Below are 20,408 nucleotides of genomic sequence, written 5' to 3'. Positions count from 1 at the left end.
CAGGTGTAATTCATTGAGAGACCAGGCGTCAGGCGCGAAACATCGCGGCGCACCCGGCCGGTGAAAAGAGGAAAGCGGATGGGCCAGACTACCATCGGCGCGCTAGGTCGGGAATGGTTTTCCCGCATCTATTCACAGATCCATCCACAGGCTGCCGGTGGCGGCCGCCCCGGCGCCCGATAGAAGGCAGTTGACCGCGCCCCGGTTGGTTCTATAGAATTTCCGGTTCTTTCCGCCTCATTCAGACAGAGCGCCCCGATGGCCACCAAGCGCACATTCCAGCCCAGCAACCTCAAGCGCAAGCGCGACCACGGCTTCCGTGCCCGGATGGCGACCGCCGACGGCCGCAAGATCCTGGCCCGTCGCCGCGCCAAGGGCCGCAAGCGCCTTAGCGCTTGATTGCTTCGCCGCCCCAGGCGGCGCCTGCAATCCGGACCATGCAGCATCCCGACCCGCGTAGGCGATTTCCTCGCTCTGCGCGGGTTCGCACGTCTGCGCAATACCGCGTCGTGTTCGATGCCGCGCGCCGCTGCTCCGAACCGCTGATGAGCCTGCACTGGCACAGCGCGGACCATCCCGCGCGGCTGGGCCTTGCCGTGTCGCGCAAGGTCGACAAGCGCGCCGTGGTCCGCAATCGCATCAAACGCGTGCTGCGCGAGGCCACCCGGCAGATCTTGCCGTGGCTGGCGCCGGGCGACTACGTGGTGGTGGCGCGCAGCGCCGCTGCCCAGGCCAGCGGCGAACAGCTGCGTCAGGCCTACCTGCGCCTGCTGCGTCGCGCTGGCGCATTGCCGGCCCCGGCTGCGGACGGCACAATGCCGCCGCCCATCTCTCCTTCCCCCACTTCCAAGTCAGAACCCGTTTCTGGCTGAGCCGAGCTTGCCTGTCCGATGAACCAGACCCGCCTTTTCCTGATCTTTGCCTGGCTGATGGTCGCGGCCCTGTTGTGGATGGAGTGGAACAAGGAGCACGCCGCGCCTGCGGCCGATGCGACCGCCATTGCGGCCGCGACCACGCTGCCGCCTGCGCAGGATGCCGATGCCGGCGCCAGCGGCGCCCCGGCCGTGCCGCGCGCCACCGAAGCCGGCGCTGCGACCGTGCCCGGCGTGGGCAGCGAGACCGCCGCGCCGGTCGCCGCCGGCGCCGCGCCGCGGGTGACCATCACCACCGACGTGCTGCACCTGACCCTGGACGGGCGCAGCGTGTTCGATGCGGACCTGCTGATGTTCCCGCAGACCAAGCAGCCCGGCAGCCCGCCGGTGGCGCTGCTGACCGAGGACCCGGTGCATCCGTACACCGCCACCAGCGGCTGGGTCGGCGAAAACAACGCGCCGTCGCCGGGTCCGGGCGGTTTCCGTCCGGAACAGCCGGGCAAGGACTACGTGCTGGCCAAGGGCCAGGACGCGCTGCAGGTGCCGTTCGTGTGGCACGGCCCGGACGGGATCAGCATCCGCCGCGTCTACACCGTGCAGCGCGGCCACTACGCGGTGCAGATCAAGGACGAGATCGTCAACCAGGGCAGCAAGCCCTGGCAGGGCTACGTGTTCCGCAAGCTGAGCCGGGTGCCGACCATCGTCAGCCGCGGCATGACCAACCCGGATTCCTTCAGCTTCAACGGCGCCACCTGGTTCAGCGCGCAGGACGGCTACCAGCGCCGCGCGTTCAAGGATTTCCTGGAAGACGGCCCGGTCAACCAGACCATCAAGGGCGGCTGGATCGCGCTGCTGCAGCATCATTTCTTCACCGGCTGGATCCCGCAGGCCGACCAGGATGCACTGTACGTGTTGTCCAACGATGGCCCGCGGCATGTGATCGAAGCGCGCGGCCCGGGCTTCACCGTGGCCCCCGGCGCGCGCGCCAGCAGCGAGGCGCGGCTGTGGGTCGGCCCGAAGCTGGTCAACCAGATCGCCAAGGAAAACGTGCGCGGCCTGGACCGCGTGGTCGACTACAGCCGGTTCTCGCTGATGGCGATCCTGGGCCAGGGCCTGTTCTGGGTGCTCAGCCACCTGCATACCCTGCTCGGCAACTGGGGCTGGTCGATCGTCGGCCTGGTGATCCTGCTCAAGCTGGTGCTGTATCCGCTGTCGGCCGCGCAGTACAAGAGCACGGCCAAGATGCGCAAGTTCCAGCCGCGCATCCAGCAGCTCAAGGAACGCTACGGCGACGACAAGCAGAAGTTCCAGACCGCGATGATGGAGCTGTACAAGAAGGAGAAGATCAATCCGATGGGCGGCTGCCTGCCGGTGCTGGTGCAGATGCCGATCTTCTTCGCGCTGTACTGGGTGCTGGTGGAATCGGTGGAGCTGCGCCAGGCGCCGTGGTTCGGCTGGATCCAGGACCTGACCGCGCGCGATCCCTACTTCATCCTGCCGGTGATCAACGTGGCGGTGATGTGGATGACGCAGAAGCTGACGCCGGCGCCGGGCATGGACCCGATGCAGGCGCGGATGATGCAGTTCATGCCGCTGGTGTTCGGCGTGATGATGGCCTTCGTGCCGTCGGGCCTGGTGCTGTACTGGGTCACCAACGGCTCGCTGGGCCTGCTGCAGCAGTGGTGGATGACCAAGCGCCATGGCGAGCCGGCCACTGCCGGCGCCAAGCCACCGGCCAAGGCGAAGAAGTAAGTTCGACAACGCCCGCCGCCAGGCGGGCGTTGCGTATGCGGCGGCGGCACTGCGCGGCCGCCTGTCCTGCCACCGTCCTTGCGAGCCCCGGGCCATGCTCGATCGCCGTTCCGCCCCGCTGCTGTCCGTCGTTGCGCTGTGCCTGAGCGCGCTTGCGCTGCCGGGTTGCCAGCGCAGCACCTCGTCCCCGGCCCCGTCCCCGGCCCCCGGCGCGGCGCCGTCCGCGCACGCGGCCGGCACGCCGTTGCCGGGTTCGCCCGCGCTGCAGGCGCAGGCCGCGGCGATCCGCACGCAGTTGCAGGACCAGCTGGCGGCGCAGCGCAAGATCATCGTGTTGCTGGCCGACGAGGCCAAGCAGTCGCCGGCCGAGCGGCAGACCTCCAGCGGTGTCGGCCAGCAACTGTTCCACGAGGGACTGGAGCGGCGCGACGCGCTCGCCAGGCAATTCGATGCGCTGCTGGCGCAGCCGGACCCGCAGCGCTTCGCCGCGGTCGGCGCGCTGCTGGACTACGTCGAATCGGCGCCGGACCTGTACGACGCCGACCGCCTCGCGTTCCGCGAGATCCTGGCCGACTGGCAGGCGCGCATCGGCAAGGACTCCTCGCTGCCGGCGATCAAGCTGCACCAGCGCATCGGCGAGGACCTGGAGGCGCTGGACGAGATCGAGCGCAGCTACAACCGCGAGATCACCGCGATCTTCAGCCGCTTCGACCGCACCCGCGCGATCGTGCAGAAGCGCGAGAAGTGGGAGGACTACGTCGCGCACCTGGGCACGCTGTACACGCGCGAGCGGATCCTGCGCGACTACGGGGTGATCACCCCGTACCCGATGTCGATGCAGGACAGCGACCGCGAGGTGTTCGGCCGCGACCTGCCGCCGAAGACGGTGGTGCTGAGCTTCGACGACGGCCCGCACCGCGAGTACACCGACGAGATCGTCGCCATCCTCAAGCGCTACGACGTGCCGGCCACGTTCTTCGAGGTCGGTCGCAACCTGGGCAAGCTCGATGCCGACGGCAAGGTCGAACTGGCGCCGCTGGCCAGCGTCAGCCGCGAACTGATGGAGCAGGGCTACACGGTCGGCAACCACAGCCTGACCCATGCGCAGCTGTCCAAGGAAACCGGCGCGGCGCTGCGCAGCCAGATCCTGGACACCGACCGCATGCTGCGCGCGGTCGATGCCAAGCGCGCGCCGCTGTTCCGCTTCCCGTACGGCGCGCGCAACGCCGAGGGCATGCAGATCCTCGGCGAAGCCGGGCTGAAGTCGGTGATGTGGAACGTGGACTCGCTGGACTGGGCCGATCCGGTGCCCGAATCGATCGTGCAGCGCGTGCTCGAGCAGGTCGGCCGCGAGCAGCGCGGGATCCTGTTGTTCCACGACATCCACGCACGCACGGTCAAGGCGCTGCCGCAGATCCTGGACCGGCTCAGCGCCGACGGCTACCAGTTCGCCGCCTGGAACGGGCGCGACTTCAGCGTGGCGCGCGCGGCGGCCAACGCCGCGGCGCCGGCGGTGACCAGCGGCTACGACAAGTCGTGGGCGATCGTGATCGGCATCGACGACTACGCGCGCTGGCCCAAGCTGCAGTACGCGGCCAACGACGCGCAGGCGATCGCGCAGACGCTGACCGGCAGCTTCGGTTTTCCGTCGTCGCAGGTGATCGTGCTGAAGAACCAGGAGGCAACCCGCAACAACATCCTGGCCGCGTTCCACGACCGCCTGGCGCACGGCGGGGTGGGCAAGAACGATCGCGTGTTCGTGTTCTTCGCCGGGCATGGCGCCACCCGCAAGCTCGCCTCCGGGCGCGACCTGGGCTACATCGTGCCGGCCGACTCGGACCCGGCGCAGTTCGCCACCGACGCGATCCCGATGACCGAGATCCAGGACATCGCCGAGAGCCTGGAAGCCAAGCACGTGCTGTTCGTGATGGACGCCTGCTACAGCGGCCTGGGCCTGACCCGCGGCGGCGGCGGCACCGGCGCCTACCTGCGCGAGAACGCGCGGCGCGTGGCGCGGCAGATGCTCACCGCCGGCGGCGCCGACCAGCAGGTCGCCGACAGCGGCCCCAACGGCCATTCGGTGTTCACCTGGGTGCTGCTGCAGGCGCTGTCGGGCAAGGGCGATCTCAATGGCGACGGGCTGATCACCGGCACCGAACTGGCCGCGTACGTGGCGCCGGCGGTGTCGAGCATCTCGCCGCAGACGCCGGCGTTCGGCAGCCTGCCCGGCTCGCAGGGCGGCGAGTTCGTGCTGCAGGTGCCGGAAGGCGACGAATTCCTGACCGCCGATACCCAGCAGCTGTCCTCGGCGGCGATCGCGATGAACGACCGGGTCGATGCAGCCGTGCCGGCGGTCGCCGCGCCAGCCACGCCCACAGCCGCATCGGCGCCGGCGGCCAAGCCGACCGTGGTCAAGGACCTGCAGGGCGGCGAGCGGCCGCTGGCGGTGCCGGTCGCGGCCGGGCCGCTGTCCGATCGCCAGCAGGCGCAGCGCGCCAACGACCGCGGCCTGCAGCTGTACAAGGAAAAGCGCTACGACGAGGCCGAGGCGCAGTTCACCGAAGCGCTGAAGCTGCGCCCGGATTTCGCGCTGGCGGCCAACAATCTCGGCTTCATCTACTACCGCCAGGGCAAGTACGCGCAGGCCGCGCGCTGGCTGGAGAACACGTTGAAGATCGATCCGTCGCGCGCGGTGGCCTACATCAACCTTGGCGATGCGTACCGGCAGATGGGCGACGCGGCCAAGGCCAGGCACGCGTTCCAGACCTATCTGGAACTGCAGCCGGGCGGCGCCTCGGCGGCGTACGCGCGCACCCAGTTGCAGACGTTGTAGCCTGCAGCGCCGCCGGGACGTTCTTCGCCATGCCGCACGCCGCCGACACCATCGCCGCCATCGCCACCGCCCCTGGTGCGGGCGGCGTCGGCGTGGTGCGCGTGTCCGGACGCCTGGCCGCGGCGATCGGTGCCGGTCTCGGCCTGGGCACCTTGCCCGCACGCACCGCGCGCTATGCGCGCTTTCGCGATGCGCAGGGAGAGACGCTCGACGACGGCATCGCGCTGTGGTTCCCGGCGCCGCGCAGCTTCACCGGCGAGGACGTGCTGGAACTGCAGGCGCACGGCAGCCCGGTGCTGCTGCGGCAACTGGTGGCGCGCTGCTGCGACCTCGGCGCGCGGCCGGCGCGGCCCGGCGAGTTCAGCGAGCGCGCCTTCCTCAACCGCAAGCTGGACCTGGCCCAGGCCGAAGCCATCGCCGACCTGATCGCCGCCGGCGACCTGCGTGCGGCGCGTGCGGCGCGCCGGTCGCTGGACGGCGTGTTCTCGCGGCGGGTCGAGGCGCTGGCCGAACACCTGCTGCGCTTGCGCATCCACACCGAGGCGGCGATCGATTTCGCCGACGAATCGCTGGACACGCTGGGCGGCGAACAGGTCCGTGCCGGCCTGGAACAGGCACGTGCGGACCTCGCGCAACTACTGCTGGACGCCGAGCGCGGCCGACGTTTGCGCGACGGCCTGCACGCGGTGCTGGTAGGGCCGCCGAACGCCGGCAAGAGTTCGCTGCTCAACGCGCTGGCCGGCAGTGAGCGCGCCATCGTCACCGACATCGCCGGCACCACCCGCGACACCTTGCGCGAGACCGTGCGCCTGGACGGCGTGGAGCTGACCCTGGTGGATACCGCGGGCCTGCGCGACGGCGGCGATGCGATCGAGCGCGAAGGCATGCGCCGCGCGCGGCTGGAACTGCAGCGCGCCGACCTGGCGCTGGTCGTGCTCGACGCGCGCGCTGCCGACGCCGGCCGCGCCGCGATCGCCGAGGCCATCGCCGACGTGCCGCAGCGGCTGTGGATCCACAACAAGAGCGACCTGCTCGAGGCGGTGCCCCAAGCGACGGCCGACAGCGTGTACGTTTCCGCCACCACCGGCAGTGGCCTGGAACAGTTGCACGCACACCTGCGCGCGATCGCCGGGCAGGCCGCCGGCGACGGCAGCGACGGCGAATTCTCCGCGCGTGCGCGCCACGTGGAGGCGCTGCAGCGCGCCGCAGAACACATCGCCGCGGCGGCCGCCGAACTGGGCTACGAGCGGCTGGAACTGGCCGCCGAGGAACTGCGCCTGGCGCACGCCGCGCTCGGCGAGATCGTCGGCCATCTCAGCGCCGACGAGCTGCTCGGACGGATCTTCTCCAGCTTCTGCATCGGCAAGTAGGGCGCGGCCCCGCCTGCCGATGCCGCGCGCTCAGGGCGCCAGTGCGGCAAGCTGCGCGCGGTTGGCCTGCAACCAGTGTTCGAACGGCTGCGGCGCCCGCCCGGTCAGCGTCTGGTAATCGCTGGTGACGGTGGCCACGCGGCCGGCGGCGGTGTTGCTGTCGAACGAGGCCAGCACGCGCGCCAGCGGCTCCGGCAGGCCGGCGCCGACCATGCCCTGGACCAGGCCTTCGACCGGCACCGGCACCACCTGGATCGGCTTGCCGACGGTCTGCGCGACCAGGTCCGCGATCCCGGCGGTGGTGTAGGCCTGCGCACCGCTGAGGGTCAGCGTGCGCTTGCCCTCGCCGCCGCCGGCCAGGGCCACCGCGGCGGCACGCGCCAGGTCGTCGCGGGCGATATGCGCGATGCGGCCGTCGCCGGCGGCGCTGTACCAGTGGCCCGAGGCCAGCACCGACGGCAGGCTCATGAACAGGTTCTCGAAGTACCAGTGGTTGCGCAGCACGGTCCAGCCGGGCAGGGCACTGGCGGCCAGCGCGTCCTCGCTGCCGGCGTGGTCGGCGGCGATCAGCAGCGGCGAATCCTGCGGTTCGGGGCAGGAGGTGTAGACCACATGGCGCACGCCGGCGCGCGCGGCGGCGGCGATCGCGGCCTGGTGCTGGGCGAGGCGGTGGCCGGGGCGGTCGATCGCATCGGTGCTGATCAGCAGCAGGCGTTCCACGCCCGCAAATGCCGTGTCCAGCGATGCGGGGGCGTCGAAGTCGCCGTGGCGGACGTCGACGCCGCGCGCCGCCCAGGCGCCCAGGGTTTCGGGACGGCGGGTCAGGGCCACGATGCGCGCCGGCGGCAGCTGCAGCGTGTCCAGCAGATGCGCCAGCACGCGCTGGCCGAACTGGCCGCCGGCGCCGGTGACGAGCAGGGAGTCGGGATGAGCGGACACGGGATCTCCTGGGGATATGCGATGCGTGGCGCCGACCAGGTGGGGCGGACATGGCGCGGCTGCGGTGGTCTGCAAAAGGAACCAGGTGCATAGTAAAGTGCGCGGCCAGGCTGTAAATACGGCACTTTTCCCGCCCCTGATTACGCCGAGGTAACCACCGTGCCCGTCACCGCGTCGCCTGCCGCCGCCCCCGCCGAGCCGCCGCTGAGCCAGAAGCTGCGTGACTACCGCGGCGAGGGCATGCCGATCGACCGCTGCCCGGTACGCGACGTGCTGGCGCAGATCGGCGACAAGTGGAGCACGTTGTTGTTGCTGCTGCTGGCCGAGCGCGCGCACCGGTTCGGCGAATTGCGCCGCGCGGTGCCGGACATTTCGCAGCGCATGCTGACCCAGACCCTGCGCGACCTGCAGCGCGAAGGCCTGGTCGCGCGCGCGGTGTTGCCGCTGGTGCCGCCGGGCGTGGAGTACCGGCTGACCGCGTTGGGGCAGTCGTTGGCCGCACCGCTGGCGCAGCTGGTGCAATGGGCCGAGGCCAACCACGCCGCGGTGCGCGCGGCGCGTGCCGCGTTCGCAAGCGCGCTGCCGGCTGCGACGGCCATGGCCAGCGACAACCGCCACCGCGCGTAGCCGGCGCCGCGCCGCCGGGCGCAGGGCGGCGCAAGACCGCGCCAATTTCCAATACGCACGCCGCGTCCTCGCGCAGCATGCCGTTACCGGCGCATCGCGTGCCGGCCGCCTGCGCCGTTGCTGCGGCGCCGGTCTTCGCTGCAGCCGAGGAAGTGTCCGTATGCGCACGAAAATCGTCGCCGCCCTGCTGTCGTCGAGCCTGCTGGCGCTCAGCGCGTTCGCCGCGATGGCCGCGCACACCGCCGCCACGCCGCCGGTCGCGGTCGCCCCGCAGTACGACACCACCCATGTGTACGTGGCGCCGGCCGAGGTGGACCGCTTCGTCGCCAGCTTCCTGGCCACCTTCGGCGGCACCAGTACGCGCCAGGTGGTGGCGACGGTGACGCCGACCCCGAGCAGCACCACCTCGCAGCTGTTGCAGACCCCGGTCGGCACGGTGTCGCTGTTCGGCTTCACCACGCCGATCCCGCATCCGTTCGGCGCCGAGCGCAACGGCCTGCTGGTGCGCGACCTGGACCGGGCCGTGGCCGCGGCGCGCGCCGCCGGCGCCGACGTGCTGGTCGCGCCGTTCCCCGATCCGATCGGCCGCGATGCGGTGGTGCAGTGGCCGGGCGGGGTCAACACGCAGTTGTACTGGCATACCACCGCGCCGTCGTACGCGGCGTTCCGCACGCTGCCGGAGAACCGCGTGTACCTGTCGCCGGACCGCGCCGACGCCTTCGTGCGCAGCTTCCTCGCCTTCTCCCACGGCAAGCTGGTGGACGATGCGCGGCAGGCGCCGGGACAGGAGATCGGCCGCCCCGGCGAACACTACCGGCGCATCCGCCTGCTCTCGGATTTCGGCAAGACCACGGTGGCGGTCAGCGATGGCCACCTGCCGTATCCGTACGGCCGCGACACCACCGGTTACGAAGTCGAGGACCTGCAGCAGACCCTGGACAAGGCCAAGGCGGCCGGCGTGCAGGTGCTGGTGGCACCGTTCGCCGCGCAGGACCGGCGCAGTGCGGTGGTGGAGTTCCCGGGCGGCTACGTCGCCGAGATCCACAGCCCGCTGGCGCGCTGAGCGGGGGCGTGCACGGCGCCGGGCGCATGCGGCACGGCGCATTGCTGGCGCTGGCCGGCACGATCGCGATCGCGGCGCCGGCCAGCGCCGAAGCGCAAGCGCTGCAGCCGCCCGCGCCGGCGACGCGGCCGCTGCCGAGCACCAATCGCTGGCAGGAAGACTGGTCGGCGCTGGCCGATACGGCCTTGCGGCAGGCACCACTGGATCGGCTGAAGTATCTGCCGCTGGACGCGAACGATCCGCAGCGCTACCTGTCGCTGGGCGCCAATCTGCGCGAGCGTTTCGAGTCCAACGATGCGCCCGGCCTGGGCACCGGCGACGCGGCCGATGCCTATCTGCTGCAGCGGCTGCAGCTGCACGCCGATCTGCGCCTGGGCAGCGGCTGGCAGGCGTTCGCGCAACTGGAGGATGTGCGCGCCTATGCCAAGCGCGTGCATTCCGGCGCCGACCAGAACCGGCTCGACCTGCGCCTGGGCTTCGTCGCCTACCAGCGTGCGTTCGCCAATGGCACCTTCAAGGCGCGCGTGGGCCGGCAGGATTTCGCCTTCGACCTGCAGCGCTTCGTGTCCTCGCGCGACGGCCCCAACGTGCGCCAGTCGTTCGACGCGGTGTGGGCCGATTGGGAGACCGCACGCTGGCGCGTGCTCGGTTTCCTCAGCCAGCCGGTGCAGTACGCCGACGCGCGCGCCTTCGACGACAGCTCCAGCCGCCGCGTGCGCTTCGGCACGCTGCGCGCCGAGCGCAAGGTGTTCGGCGACAACGAACTGTCGGCCTACTACGCGCTGTACGCACGCGACCAGGCGCATTACCTGGATGGCAGTGGCCGCGAGCGCCGCCACGTGGTCGATCTGCGTTTCGCCGGCGCCGCCGGCGGCGTGGATTGGGACCTGGAAACGATGGCGCAGCGCGGCAGCGTCGGCCAGCAGGCGATCCGCGCCTGGGCGTTCGGCGCGCGCAGCGGCTACACGCTGCGCGGGTGCGCCGTGCGGCCGCGGCTGGGACTGCAACTGGATGCCGCCTCCGGCGACGCGCATGCCGGCGACGGCCGCGTGGGCACGTTCAATCCGCTGTTCCCGAACGGCTACTACTTCGCGCTCGCCGGCTACACCGGCTACAGCAATCTCGTGCACCTGAAGCCGTCGCTGCAGTGGCAGGCCGCGCCGGCGTTGACCGCCACGCTGGGGGTGGGATTGCTGTGGCGGCAGACCACCGCCGATGCGGTCTACCTGCAACCCAATCTGCCGGTGGCCGGCAGCGCCGGCCATGGCGGGCGCTGGACCGGCCGCTACACCCAGCTGCGGCTGCAGCGTCCGCTGTCGCCGCAGCTCACCGCGGCGCTGGAAGCGGTGCGCTATGACGTCGGCAGCGCGCTGCGCCAGGCCGGCGCGCGCGACAGCGACTATGTCGGCGTGGAACTGCGCTGGGCCTGGTAGACGTGCGCTGCGCGCAGCGGCCCTGCACTTGGCGCACAGAGCGACACGAATCTCCAAGACGCGGCCGCCGGCGCGCGCCAGCATCGTGCTTTCCCCGCACCAGGATCTCGCCATGCCGCTCGCCGCTCTGCCCGTTCCGGGCGCCACCTTGCTCACGCCGGGCGACCACACCCTGATCATGATCGACTTCCAGTCGCAGATGGCCTTCGCCACGCACTCGATCGATGCAGGCGCGCTGCGCACCAACGCCGCCCTGGTGGCCAATGCCGCCGCCAGCTTCGGCGTGCCGACGATCCTGACCACGGTGGCGGAAAAGAGCTTCTCCGGGCCGATGTTCGAGGAAGTGGTGGCGCCGTTCCCGGGCCAGGCGCTGCTCGACCGCACCTCGATGAACACCTGGGAAGACGCCGCGGTGATCCAGCGGGTCAACGAGATCGGCAAGCCGCGGATCGTGCTGGCCGGGCTGTGGACCAGCGTGTGCATCGTCGGCCCGGCGCTGTCGGCGCTGGACCAGGGCTTCCAGGTGTACGTGATCGCCGATGCCTGCGGCGACGTGTCGGCCGAGGCGCACAACCGCGCGATCGAGCGCATCGTGCAGGCCGGCGGCCGGCCGATGACCGCGCTGCAATACCTGTTGGAGCTGCAGCGCGACTGGGCGCGCACCGACAGCTACGCCAGCACCACCGAGGTGGCACGCAAGTACGGCGGCGCCTACGGCCTGGGCATCGTCTATGCCCGCAGCATGTTCGGCGCCCACGAAGGCTGAGCGGAGCGCGTCGATGAAGACCTATCTGGTATCGCTGGGCCTGGGCCTGCTGGTCGGGGTGATCTATGCGCTGTTCAAGGTGCGTTCGCCGGCGCCGCCGGTGATCGCGCTGATCGGATTGCTCGGCATCCTGCTCGGCGAGCAGCTGCCGTCGCTGGTGCAGCGGCTGTTGCGCAGCGACGCCAACCCGACCGCGTGGTTCCATCACCAGGTCAAGCCGCACGTGTTCGGCGAACTGCCGCAGCGCACGCAAGCGCCGGCCGAGCCGGCAGCGGGAGAGCGCCGCGATGGCTGAGCCGCATGCATCCGATGCCGCGCCGGAGTTGATCCTCTACCACGGCCGCTTCACCACCCTGGACCGCGCGCGTCCCAGCGCCACGGCGGTGGCGATCCAGGACGGGCGCTTCCTGCAGGTCGGCAGCGACGAGGAGATCCTGCCGCTGGCCGGCGCGCACACCCGGCGCATCGACCTGCATGGCCGCTGCGTGCTGCCGGGTTTGATCGACAACCACCTGCACCTGATCCGCGGCGGCCTCAACTACAACCTGGAACTGCGCTGGGACGGCGTGCGCAGCCTGGCCGACGCGATGGACATGCTGCGCCGGCAAGTGGCGATCACGCCGGCGCCGCAATGGGTGCGCGTGGTCGGCGGCTTCAGCGAGCACCAGTTCGCCGAGAAGCGCTTGCCGACCATCGCCGAACTCAATGCGGTGGCGCCGGACACGCCGGTGTTCCTGCTGCACCTGTACGACCGCGCGCTGCTCAACGGTGCCGCGCTGCGCGCGGTGGGCTACGGCAAGGACACGCCGGCGCCGCCGGGCGGGGAGATCGTGCGCGACGCCGCGGGCAACCCGAGCGGATTGCTGCTGGCCAAGCCGAACGCCTCGCTCCTGTACGCGACGCTGGCCAAGGGCCCGAAGCTGCCCTACGACTACCAGGTCAATTCGACCCGCCAGTTCATGCGCGAACTGAACCGGCTCGGCGTCACCGGCGCGATCGATGCCGGCGGCGGTTTCCAGAACTATCCGGACGACTACAAGGTGATCCAGCAACTGGCCGATGCCGGCCAGCTGACCATCCGCCTGGCCTACAACCTGTTCACCCAGAAGCCGCAGCAGGAAAAGCAGGACTTCCTCCACTGGACCGCCAGCTCGCGCTACCAGCAGGGCGACGACTACTTCCGCCACAACGGCGCCGGCGAGATGCTGGTGTTCTCCGCCGCCGACTTCGAGGACTTCCGCCAGCCGCGGCCGGACATGCCGCCGCAGATGGAAACCGAACTGGAAGACGTGGTGCGGATCCTGGCGCAGAACCGCTGGCCGTGGCGCCTGCATGCCACCTACGACGAGACCATCAGCCGCGCGCTGGACGTGTTCGAACGCGTGGACCGGGAGATCCCGCTGCAGGGGCTGCACTGGTTCTTCGACCACGCCGAGACCATTTCCGAGAAATCCATCGACCGCATCGCCGCGCTCGGCGGCGGCATCGCGGTGCAGCACCGCATGGCCTACCAGGGCGAGTATTTCGTCGAGCGCTACGGCATCGGCGCGGCGCAGGCCACGCCGCCGGTCAAGCGCATGCTGGAGAAAGGGGTCAAGGTCTCGGCCGGCACCGACGCCACCCGCGTCGCCTCGTACAACCCGTGGGTGTCGCTGGCGTGGCTGGTGACCGGGCGCACCGTCGGCGGCCTGCGCCTGTATCCGCAGCGCAATTGCGTGGATCGCGAGACCGCGTTGCGGATGTGGACCGAGCACGTCACCTGGTTCAGCAACGAGGAAGGCAAGAAGGGCCGCATCCAGGCCGGCCAGTTCGCCGACCTGGTGGTGCCGGACCGCGATTACTTCGGCTGCGCCGAAAGCGACATCGCCGACACCACTGCGTTGCTGACCATGGTCGGCGGCAAGGTGGTGTGGGCCCGCGGTGCGTTCGCCGAACACGACGAAGCGCCGCCGCCGCCGGCGCTGCCGGACTGGTCGCCGGCGCGCAGCTTCCGCGGCTACGGCGCCTGGGGCGAGGCGCCGCCGGCCGCACTGTCGCAACGGATCGCGGCCAGTTGCGGCTGCGCCCACGACTGCACGATCCATGGGCACCAGCACGCCACCGCATGGAGCAGCCAGCTGCCGATCGCCGACCTGAAGAGCTTCTGGGGCGCGCTGGGTTGCGCGTGCTGGGCGGTATGAGCACGACAAGCGCGATCGACGCCCAGACTGGCGTCGAGGTGCGGATCGCGCCGCGTGACGCACTCGCCGCGCGCATGGCCGCCGGCACCCGGTGGAGCGTGCGCCATGCATGACACGACCGACGCGCTCGGCACGCGCCTGACACCGGCATGGCTGCGCTGGCTGGCGCTGCTCGGCCTGTGCGCGGCCTATCTGCAGGGCGGGTTGGTCAAGGCCTTCGCCTTCGACGGCGCGGTCGCGGAGATGGTGCATTTCGGCATGGCGCCGGCCGCGCCGCTGGCGGCGGCGGTGATCGTGCTGGAACTGGGCGCGTCGCTGCTGATCCTGAGCGGCGCGTATCGTTGGCTGGGCGCGCTGGCGCTGGGCGGATTCACCCTGGTGGCCGCGTGCGTGGCCAACCGTTACTGGGAGATGAGCGGCATGCAACGCTTCGCGGCGATGAACGCGTTCTACGAACACCTGGGCCTGGCCGGCGGCTTCGTGCTGATCGCCTGGGACGACCTGCGCGAGCGCGCGCATGGCTGAGTCCAGCGCACCCGCACCGGCGACCGGCAGCTTCGCCCCGCTGCGGCATCGCGTGTTCGCGGTGCTGTGGGCGGCCACCGTGCTCGGCAACGTCGGCAGCTTCATGCGCGACGTCGCCAGTTCCTGGCTGGTCACCGACCTGTCCAGCAATCCGGCCGCGGTGGCGCTGATGCAGACCGCGGCGACGCTGCCGGTGTTCCTGCTGGCGATCCCGGCCGGCGTGTTGTCGGACATCCTCGACCGGCGCCGCTTCCTGATCTGCGTGCAGCTGCTGCTGGCCTGCGTGAGTGGCAGCCTGTTGCTGCTGTCCAAGACCGGCGCGCTCACCGTGGAATACCTGGTCGCGCTGACCTTCGTTGGCGGCATCGGCAGCGCGCTGATGGGGCCGACCTGGCAGGCGATCGTGCCGGAGCTGGTGCCGCGCGCGGACCTGAAGAACGCGGTGGCGCTGAACTCGCTGGGCATCAACATCGCGCGCGCACTGGGTCCGGCCGGCGGCGGCCTGCTGCTGGCCAGCCTGGGGGCGGCCGCCGCCTACGCCAGCGACGTGCTCAGCTACGTGTTCGTGGTCGCCGCGCTGCTGTGGTGGCCACGGGCAAAGGCGGTCGACAGCGGCCTGTCCGAGCAGTTCTTCGGCGCCTTCCGCGCCGGCCTGCGCTATGCCCGCGCCAGCCGCGAGCTGCACGTGGTGCTGCTGCGCGCGGCGGTGTTCTTCGTGTTCGCCAGCTCGGTGTGGGCGCTGCTGCCGCTGGTGGCGCGGCGCATGCTCGGCGGCAGCGCCGGGTTCTACGGCGTGCTGCTCGGCGCGGTCGGCGTGGGCGCGATCCTCGGCGCGATCGTGCTGCCGCAGCTGCGCAAGCGCCTGGACGCCGATGGCCTGGTGCTGCTGGCCGCGGTGCTGACCGCGGCGGTGATGGCAGCGCTGGCGACCACGCCGTCGCAGACCGTCGCGGTGCTGTTGTTGCTGGTGCTCGGGGTCGGCTGGATCGTGGCGCTGACCACGCTCAACGGGGTGGCGCAGGCGGTGCTGCCGAACTGGGTGCGCGGCCGCGGCCTGGCGGTGTACCTGACCGTGTTCAACGGCGCGATGGCCGGCGGCAGCCTGGGCTGGGGCCTGGTCGCCGCGCAGCTCGGCATCGCCGCCACGCTGCTGCTCGGCGCCGGCGCGCTGCTGCTGGTCGCGCTGGCGTTCCACCGCCTGCGCCTGCCCAAGGGCGAGGCCGACCTGCAGCCGTCCAACCACTGGCCCGAGCCCTTGCTCAACGCACCGGTGGCGCACGACCGCGGCCCGGTCATGGTGCAGATCGAATACCGCGTGCGCGTCGCCGACCGCGCGGCGTTCCTGCATGCCTTGCGCGAGCTGTCGCGCGAGCGCCGCCGCGACGGCGCCTACGCCTGGGGCATCACCGAGCACAGCGCCGAGCCGGAACGGGTGATGGAGTGGTTCCTGGTCGAATCCTGGGCCGAACACCTGCGCCAGCACCAGCGCGTCTCGCATGCCGACGCCGACCTGCAGGACGCCGCGCTGCGCTACCACATCGGACCGGAGCGGCCGGCGGTGCACCATTTCCTGGCGCTGGACCTGCAGCAGGCGTCGCCGCCCAGTGTCGCCGGGCGCGGCAGCTAACGCTTTTTCAGCGTGGGTTTTTGCGGTTGGCGACGTAGAGGCAGCAGACGACGCAATTGTTGTGGGAGCGACTTCAGTCGCGACGCGCGTTACCGATAGCGCCGATGCGATTGGTGGCCGTGGCCATCAGGCGCGACGAACGACGTCACGGCGTCGCCGGATCGAGGTGGGCGCGGCGCCGATGGTCCGATGGCGGTTCATCTCACGCACCGCACCGGGCCTTGAGAAGCGAGCCCATAGGCCCACGCCGTCGCCTCACTCCCCCTCGGCCACGCTCGCGCTATAGGTCGCGCCATCGCGGCGCACCCGCACCGGACCGCCGAACACCGCCGACAACGGCGCATCGGCCAATAGTTCCTCGCGCGTGCCGTCGGCATGCACGTGGCCGCCACGCAGCAGGATCACCCGCTCGATCTCCGGCACGATCTCCTCGATGTGGTGGGTCACCAGCACCAGGGTGATGCCCTGGCGGGCGAGGTCGCGCATCGTCGCCAGCAGGTGCTGGCGCGCGATCAGGTCCAGCCCGGTGCTGGGTTCGTCCAGCAGCAGCGCCTGCGGCCGGTTGACCAGCGCCCGCGCGATCAGCACGCGCCGGGTCTCGCCGGCCGACAGCTCCGCGTACGGCCGCTGCAGCAGCGGCAACGCATGCGCCAGCTGCAGCGCCTCGCGCGCCCGATCGCGCATGGGCTGGGTGACCTCGCGATGCGGCGGCACCACGTAGCTGGCGAAGAAGCCGGACAGCACCGCGCTCTCCACGTCCAGCCCGGGCATGTCGGCGAGATTGACGCTGAGGTCGCCGGTGACGATGCCCAGCTGGCTGCGCAGCCGGTCCACCTGCCAGCGGCTCTGTCCCAGCACCCGCACCGGCGCGGCGTCGCCGGCGCGCGCCAGCGGATACAGCTCGCGCGTGATCAGCTTGATGAACGAGGACTTGCCGCAGCCGTTCGGGCCGAGCAGCGCGGTGTGCTGGCCGAGCGCGATACGCAGGCTCAGCTCGTGCAGCACGCGCACCTGGCCGCGCACCACGCTGGCGCGGTCCAGTTCGATCAGCGGCGCGGCGGCCGGCATGGGAGTTGCATCGGGGAGGGCGACGGACATGGAAGTGCAACCGTTCTGTGACCAAGAGCGCGCAGCGGCTGAATACCGTACGCAGGCGATGGGTGAAGTTTGCCGCCACTGGCCCCATCATGTCTCCTATACCAACCTGGCGCATGCCTTCACCGGCCTGGAGTTCTGGCAATGTCCGACGCGATCCTCGATTTCCTCAGCACCGGCCTGCTCGACGTCGGCTGGTGGGGCATGCTGGCGGTGCTGCTGGTGTTCACCCAGCTGACCATCTTCGCGGTGACCCTGTACCTGCACCGCAGCCAGGCGCACCGCGGTGTCGATTTCCATCCGCTGCTGTCGCACTTCTTCCGCTTCTGGACCTGGTTCACCACCTCGATGATCACCAAGGAGTGGGTGGCGATCCATCGCAAGCACCACGCCAAGGTGGAGACCGACGAGGATCCGCACAGTCCGCAGACCAAGGGCATCGGCCGCGTGTTCTGGCGCGGCGTGGAGCTGTACCGCGAGGCGCGCGCCATGCGCGGCGACATCGAGCAGTACGGCAAGGGCGCCCCGGACGACTGGATCGAGCGCCGCCTGTACACCGCGCACGCGAACTGGGGGCCCATCGCCCTGTTCGCCTTCAACTTCCTGCTGTTCGGCCTGCCCGGCATCGCCCTGTGGGCGTTGCAGATGGCCTGGATCCCGTTCTGGGCGGCCGGCGTGGTCAACGGCCTCGGCCACTGGTGGGGCTACCGCAACTTCGAATCGGCCGACACCTCGACCAACCTGACCCCGTGGGCGCTGTGGATCGGCGGCGAAGAGCTGCACAACAACCACCACGCGTTCCCGAGTTCGGCGCGCTTCTCGATGCGGCGCTGGGAACTGGACATCGGCTGGGTCGCGATCCGCACCCTGGCCGCACTGCGCCTGGCCAGGATCCTGCGCGTGGCGCCGACCCTGGACGTACGCCCGAACATCGCCGTGCCCGACGCCGACACCCTGCGCGCGCTGCTCTCGCACCGCTTCCAGGCGATGACCGACTACCAGCGCAACGTGTTCGCCCCGGCGCTGAAGGAAGAAGCCGCGCAGGCCGGCGCCAAGCTGCGCAAGCTGCTGCCGCGACGCCTGCGCAAGGGCCTGGTCGACGACGGCCGCTGGCTCAAGCCGGACGCGCGCGAACAGCTGCAGCACTGGGTCGCGCAGCGCCCGCGCATGCGCACCCTGGTCGAACACCGCGCGCGCCTGGCCGCCCTGCTGGAAGCGCGCAGCCACGACGCCAGCGAACGCCTGAAGCAACTGCAGGCCTGGTGCCACGACGCCGAGGCCAGCGGCATCGCCGCCCTGCAGGCCTATGCCGCGCGGCTGAAGGGCTACGCGTTGGCATGAGGCATGGCGTCCCGCAGCGGCTAAGCGAACGCCGCCTCGTGCGGCGTTCGTCGTTCATGGCAGCGCTGGTCCTGCTGGCCACGCTCGGCGCGGCGATCGACACCGCCAGCGCGCAAGCCGTCGATACCACAGGAAGCTATCTGCAACGCATGGACCGCGACGGCGACGGCCGCGTCAGCCTCGACGAATACCTGGCCTGGATGAGCTACGCCTTCGACGCCCGCGACCTCGACCACGATGGCGTGCTCAGCCCCGCCGAACTGCCCGGCGGCCGTGGCAAGCCGATCAGCCGAGCCCAGCACCAGGCCACCTTGATTGCCCGCTTTCGCAAGCAGGACAGCAATGGCGATGGATACTTGAGCGCAAGAGAGCTGGCGGCACCGCCGCAGTAAAAAACGCGAAACCCAGATCCACCAAGCGTGGATGGCGGCTGCCCACATCCCGTTTCCAATGGCGCCCTGTGTCCTGGCGACAACGTCGGATTCCACCGGCTAAGCTTGTCAATCGAACGCCACGGCACTCCAGCGCCCCATGCCCGAACTCCCCGAAGTAGAAACCACCCGGCGCGGCCTGGAGCCGCATCTGCTGGGGCGGCGCATCCACGGCGTGATCCTGCGCCGGCCGGACCTGCGCTGGCCGATCCCGCCGGAGGTGGCGCAGCAGTTGCCCGGGCAGCGCATCGATGGCATCCGCCGCCGCGCCAAATACCTGCTGCTGGACACCGACGCCGGCAGCGCGCTGCTGCACCTGGGCATGTCCGGCAGCCTGCGCGTGCTGCCGGGAGACACGCCGCCGCGGGCACACGATCATGTCGATATCAGCCTGGAAGACGGGCGCGTGCTGCGCTTCAACGATCCGCGCCGCTTCGGTTGTCTGCTGTGGCAGGCGCCGGGCCAGACTCACCCATTGCTCGAGGAGCTGGGGCCGGAGCCGCTGTCGGACGAATTCGACGGGGAGTATCTGTTCCGGCGCAGCCGTGGCCGCAGTGCGCCGGTCAAGACGTTCTTGATGGACCAACGCATCGTGGTCGGGGTCGGGAACATCTATGCCGCCGAAAGCCTGTTCCAGGCAGGGATCAGTCCGCTGCGCGAGGCCGGGGAGGTCTCGCGGGCACGCTATGCGCGGCTGGCCGAGGCGGCCAAGGCGATCCTGGGCTATGCCATCGCCCGCGGCGGCACCACCTTGCGCGACTTCATCAGCCCGGACGGGGCGCCCGGCTATTTCGAGCAGGAGCTGGCGGTCTACGGCCGCGAGGGCGAGGCCTGCAAACGCTGCGGGCGGCCGCTGCGCCACGCCAGCATCGGCCAGCGCGCCAGCGTCTGGTGCGGGAGCTGCCAGCGCTGACGGACGGCCGCCGCTGGCCGCCGGCCCGCGTTATAGTCCGTGCAACTCCCGGCCGGAGGAGAGACCGCCGTGGTAGAGACCGCACCCGAGATCACCGTGTGGCTGGACGCCGCGCGCGGCGGCGACCGTGAGGCGCTGGACCGCGTGCTCAGTACGCTCTACCAGGAACTGCACAGCATGGCCCGGCGCCAGCTGGCCGGGCAGCAGGCGCAGACCCTGGACGCGACCTCGCTGGTCCACGAGTCCTACCTGAAGCTGCTAGGCGCGCACGGCATGGCCCGCTTCGACGGCCGCGCGCACTTCTTCGCCTACGCCGCCTCGGCGATGCGCAGCGTGGTGGTGGACTACGCGCGCAACCGCCTGACCCGCAAGCGCGGCGGCGATCTCAAGCGCGTCGCCGAGATTCCCGGGGACAGCGGCGGGGTGCGCCTGGACGAGGATCTGCTGGCGCTGGACGTGGCGCTGGACCGGCTGCAGGCGCTCGACGAGCGCCTGGCCAAGGTGGTGGAGCTGCGCTATTTCGCCGGGCTGTCGGAACAGGAGATCGCCGAGCTGATGCAGCGCTCCGAACGCAGCATCCGCCGCGACTGGCAGAAGGCGCGCATCTTCCTGCTGGCGGCGATGCAGGATCACTAGGACTC

General features: G+C 70.7%; 19 protein-coding genes. 17 read left to right on the top strand and 2 right to left on the bottom strand.

The genetic code is table 11. The features are described from left to right. Nucleotides 1–258: 258 nt before the first annotated feature. The 5 genes from rpmH (at nt 259) to mnmE (ending at nt 6,827) form a co-directional block, all read left to right on the top strand. Nucleotides 259–399: a 50S ribosomal protein L34 gene (gene rpmH / locus NRY95_22530; GenBank protein ID UYC16406.1), complete on the top strand. Its 141-nt coding sequence runs from the start codon at nt 259–261 to the stop codon at nt 397–399. A gap of 38 nt (nt 400–437) precedes the next feature. After that, complete coding sequence (rnpA, locus tag NRY95_22525) at nt 438–872, top strand: ribonuclease P protein component (protein ID UYC16405.1); 435 nt, start codon at nt 438–440, stop codon at nt 870–872. Nucleotides 873–890: 18 nt separating this feature from the next. Then, a complete protein-coding gene (gene yidC, locus NRY95_22520; GenBank protein UYC16404.1) occupies nt 891–2,624 on the top strand; it encodes a membrane protein insertase YidC in 1,734 nt (577 codons plus the stop codon). 94 nt (nt 2,625–2,718) lie between these two features. Further along, nucleotides 2,719–5,457, top strand: a complete 2,739-nt coding sequence (locus NRY95_22515; protein ID UYC16403.1) for a tetratricopeptide repeat protein — start codon at nt 2,719–2,721, stop codon at nt 5,455–5,457. Between the two features lie 29 nt (nt 5,458–5,486). Further along, nucleotides 5,487–6,827, top strand: a complete 1,341-nt coding sequence (mnmE, locus tag NRY95_22510) for a tRNA uridine-5-carboxymethylaminomethyl(34) synthesis GTPase MnmE (protein UYC16402.1) — start codon at nt 5,487–5,489, stop codon at nt 6,825–6,827. A 30-nt stretch (nt 6,828–6,857) separates the two neighbouring features. On the opposite strand, the gene NRY95_22505 is transcribed toward mnmE, so the two are convergent. Continuing rightward, entirely contained in the window at nt 6,858–7,766 is a 909-nt protein-coding gene (locus NRY95_22505) for an SDR family oxidoreductase (protein ID UYC16401.1), read from the bottom strand. A 159-nt stretch (nt 7,767–7,925) separates the two neighbouring features. On the opposite strand from NRY95_22505, the gene NRY95_22500 reads away from it, so the two are divergent. The 8 genes from NRY95_22500 to NRY95_22465 all read left to right on the top strand — a co-directional run bounded on the left by NRY95_22500 (nt 7,926) and on the right by NRY95_22465 (nt 15,987). After that, on the top strand, nt 7,926–8,393 hold the full coding sequence (locus NRY95_22500; protein UYC16400.1) for a helix-turn-helix transcriptional regulator: 468 nt from the start codon (nt 7,926–7,928) through the stop codon (nt 8,391–8,393). A gap of 160 nt (nt 8,394–8,553) precedes the next feature. Beyond that, nucleotides 8,554–9,456 (top strand): glyoxalase, encoded by a 903-nt coding sequence (locus NRY95_22495; protein UYC16399.1) that lies wholly within the window; start codon nt 8,554–8,556, stop codon nt 9,454–9,456. A 26-nt stretch (nt 9,457–9,482) separates the two neighbouring features. Next, nucleotides 9,483–10,889, top strand: a complete 1,407-nt coding sequence (locus NRY95_22490) for an alginate export family protein (protein UYC16398.1) — start codon at nt 9,483–9,485, stop codon at nt 10,887–10,889. A 112-nt stretch (nt 10,890–11,001) separates the two neighbouring features. After that, on the top strand, nt 11,002–11,655 hold the full coding sequence (locus NRY95_22485) for an isochorismatase family protein (protein UYC16397.1): 654 nt from the start codon (nt 11,002–11,004) through the stop codon (nt 11,653–11,655). A 13-nt stretch (nt 11,656–11,668) separates the two neighbouring features. Then, entirely contained in the window at nt 11,669–11,950 is a 282-nt protein-coding gene (locus NRY95_22480) for a XapX domain-containing protein (GenBank protein ID UYC16396.1), read from the top strand. Beyond that, on the top strand, nt 11,943–13,835 hold the full coding sequence (locus tag NRY95_22475) for an amidohydrolase (GenBank protein UYC16395.1): 1,893 nt from the start codon (nt 11,943–11,945) through the stop codon (nt 13,833–13,835). The genes NRY95_22480 and NRY95_22475 overlap by 8 nt, the downstream gene beginning before the upstream one ends. Before the next feature lie 105 nt (nt 13,836–13,940). Beyond that, nucleotides 13,941–14,360 (top strand): DoxX family protein, encoded by a 420-nt coding sequence (locus NRY95_22470; GenBank protein UYC16394.1) that lies wholly within the window; start codon nt 13,941–13,943, stop codon nt 14,358–14,360. Continuing rightward, nucleotides 14,353–15,987 carry an MFS transporter gene (locus NRY95_22465; GenBank protein ID UYC16393.1) on the top strand — a complete coding sequence of 545 codons (1,635 nt, stop codon included), beginning with the start codon at nt 14,353–14,355 and terminating at the stop codon, nt 15,985–15,987. The genes NRY95_22470 and NRY95_22465 overlap by 8 nt, the downstream gene beginning before the upstream one ends. A 255-nt stretch (nt 15,988–16,242) precedes the next feature. Here the strand turns inward: NRY95_22465 and NRY95_22460 are convergent, their stop codons facing one another. Beyond that, entirely contained in the window at nt 16,243–17,085 is an 843-nt protein-coding gene (locus tag NRY95_22460) for an ATP-binding cassette domain-containing protein (GenBank protein ID UYC16392.1), read from the bottom strand. Between the two features lie 141 nt (nt 17,086–17,226). On the opposite strand from NRY95_22460, the gene NRY95_22455 reads away from it, so the two are divergent. From NRY95_22455 to NRY95_22440, 4 genes are all read left to right on the top strand, one after another. Further along, nucleotides 17,227–18,423 carry a fatty acid desaturase gene (locus NRY95_22455; protein ID UYC16391.1) on the top strand — a complete coding sequence of 399 codons (1,197 nt, stop codon included), beginning with the start codon at nt 17,227–17,229 and terminating at the stop codon, nt 18,421–18,423. A gap of 56 nt (nt 18,424–18,479) precedes the next feature. After that, on the top strand, nt 18,480–18,815 hold the full coding sequence (locus NRY95_22450; protein ID UYC16390.1) for an EF-hand domain-containing protein: 336 nt from the start codon (nt 18,480–18,482) through the stop codon (nt 18,813–18,815). A 139-nt stretch (nt 18,816–18,954) separates the two neighbouring features. Beyond that, nucleotides 18,955–19,767 (top strand): bifunctional DNA-formamidopyrimidine glycosylase/DNA-(apurinic or apyrimidinic site) lyase, encoded by an 813-nt coding sequence (gene mutM / locus NRY95_22445; GenBank protein UYC16389.1) that lies wholly within the window; start codon nt 18,955–18,957, stop codon nt 19,765–19,767. A 69-nt stretch (nt 19,768–19,836) separates the two neighbouring features. After that, nucleotides 19,837–20,403 (top strand): ECF-type sigma factor, encoded by a 567-nt coding sequence (locus tag NRY95_22440; GenBank protein UYC16388.1) that lies wholly within the window; start codon nt 19,837–19,839, stop codon nt 20,401–20,403. Nucleotides 20,404–20,408 lie beyond the last annotated feature (5 nt).

The sequence above is a fragment of the Xanthomonas campestris pv. phormiicola genome (assembly GCA_025666215.1).
Lineage (GTDB): Bacteria > Pseudomonadota > Gammaproteobacteria > Xanthomonadales > Xanthomonadaceae > Xanthomonas_A > Xanthomonas_A campestris_A.
Note: the sequence above shows the minus strand (reverse complement) of the source record. Positions and strands in the feature narration are given on the sequence as shown.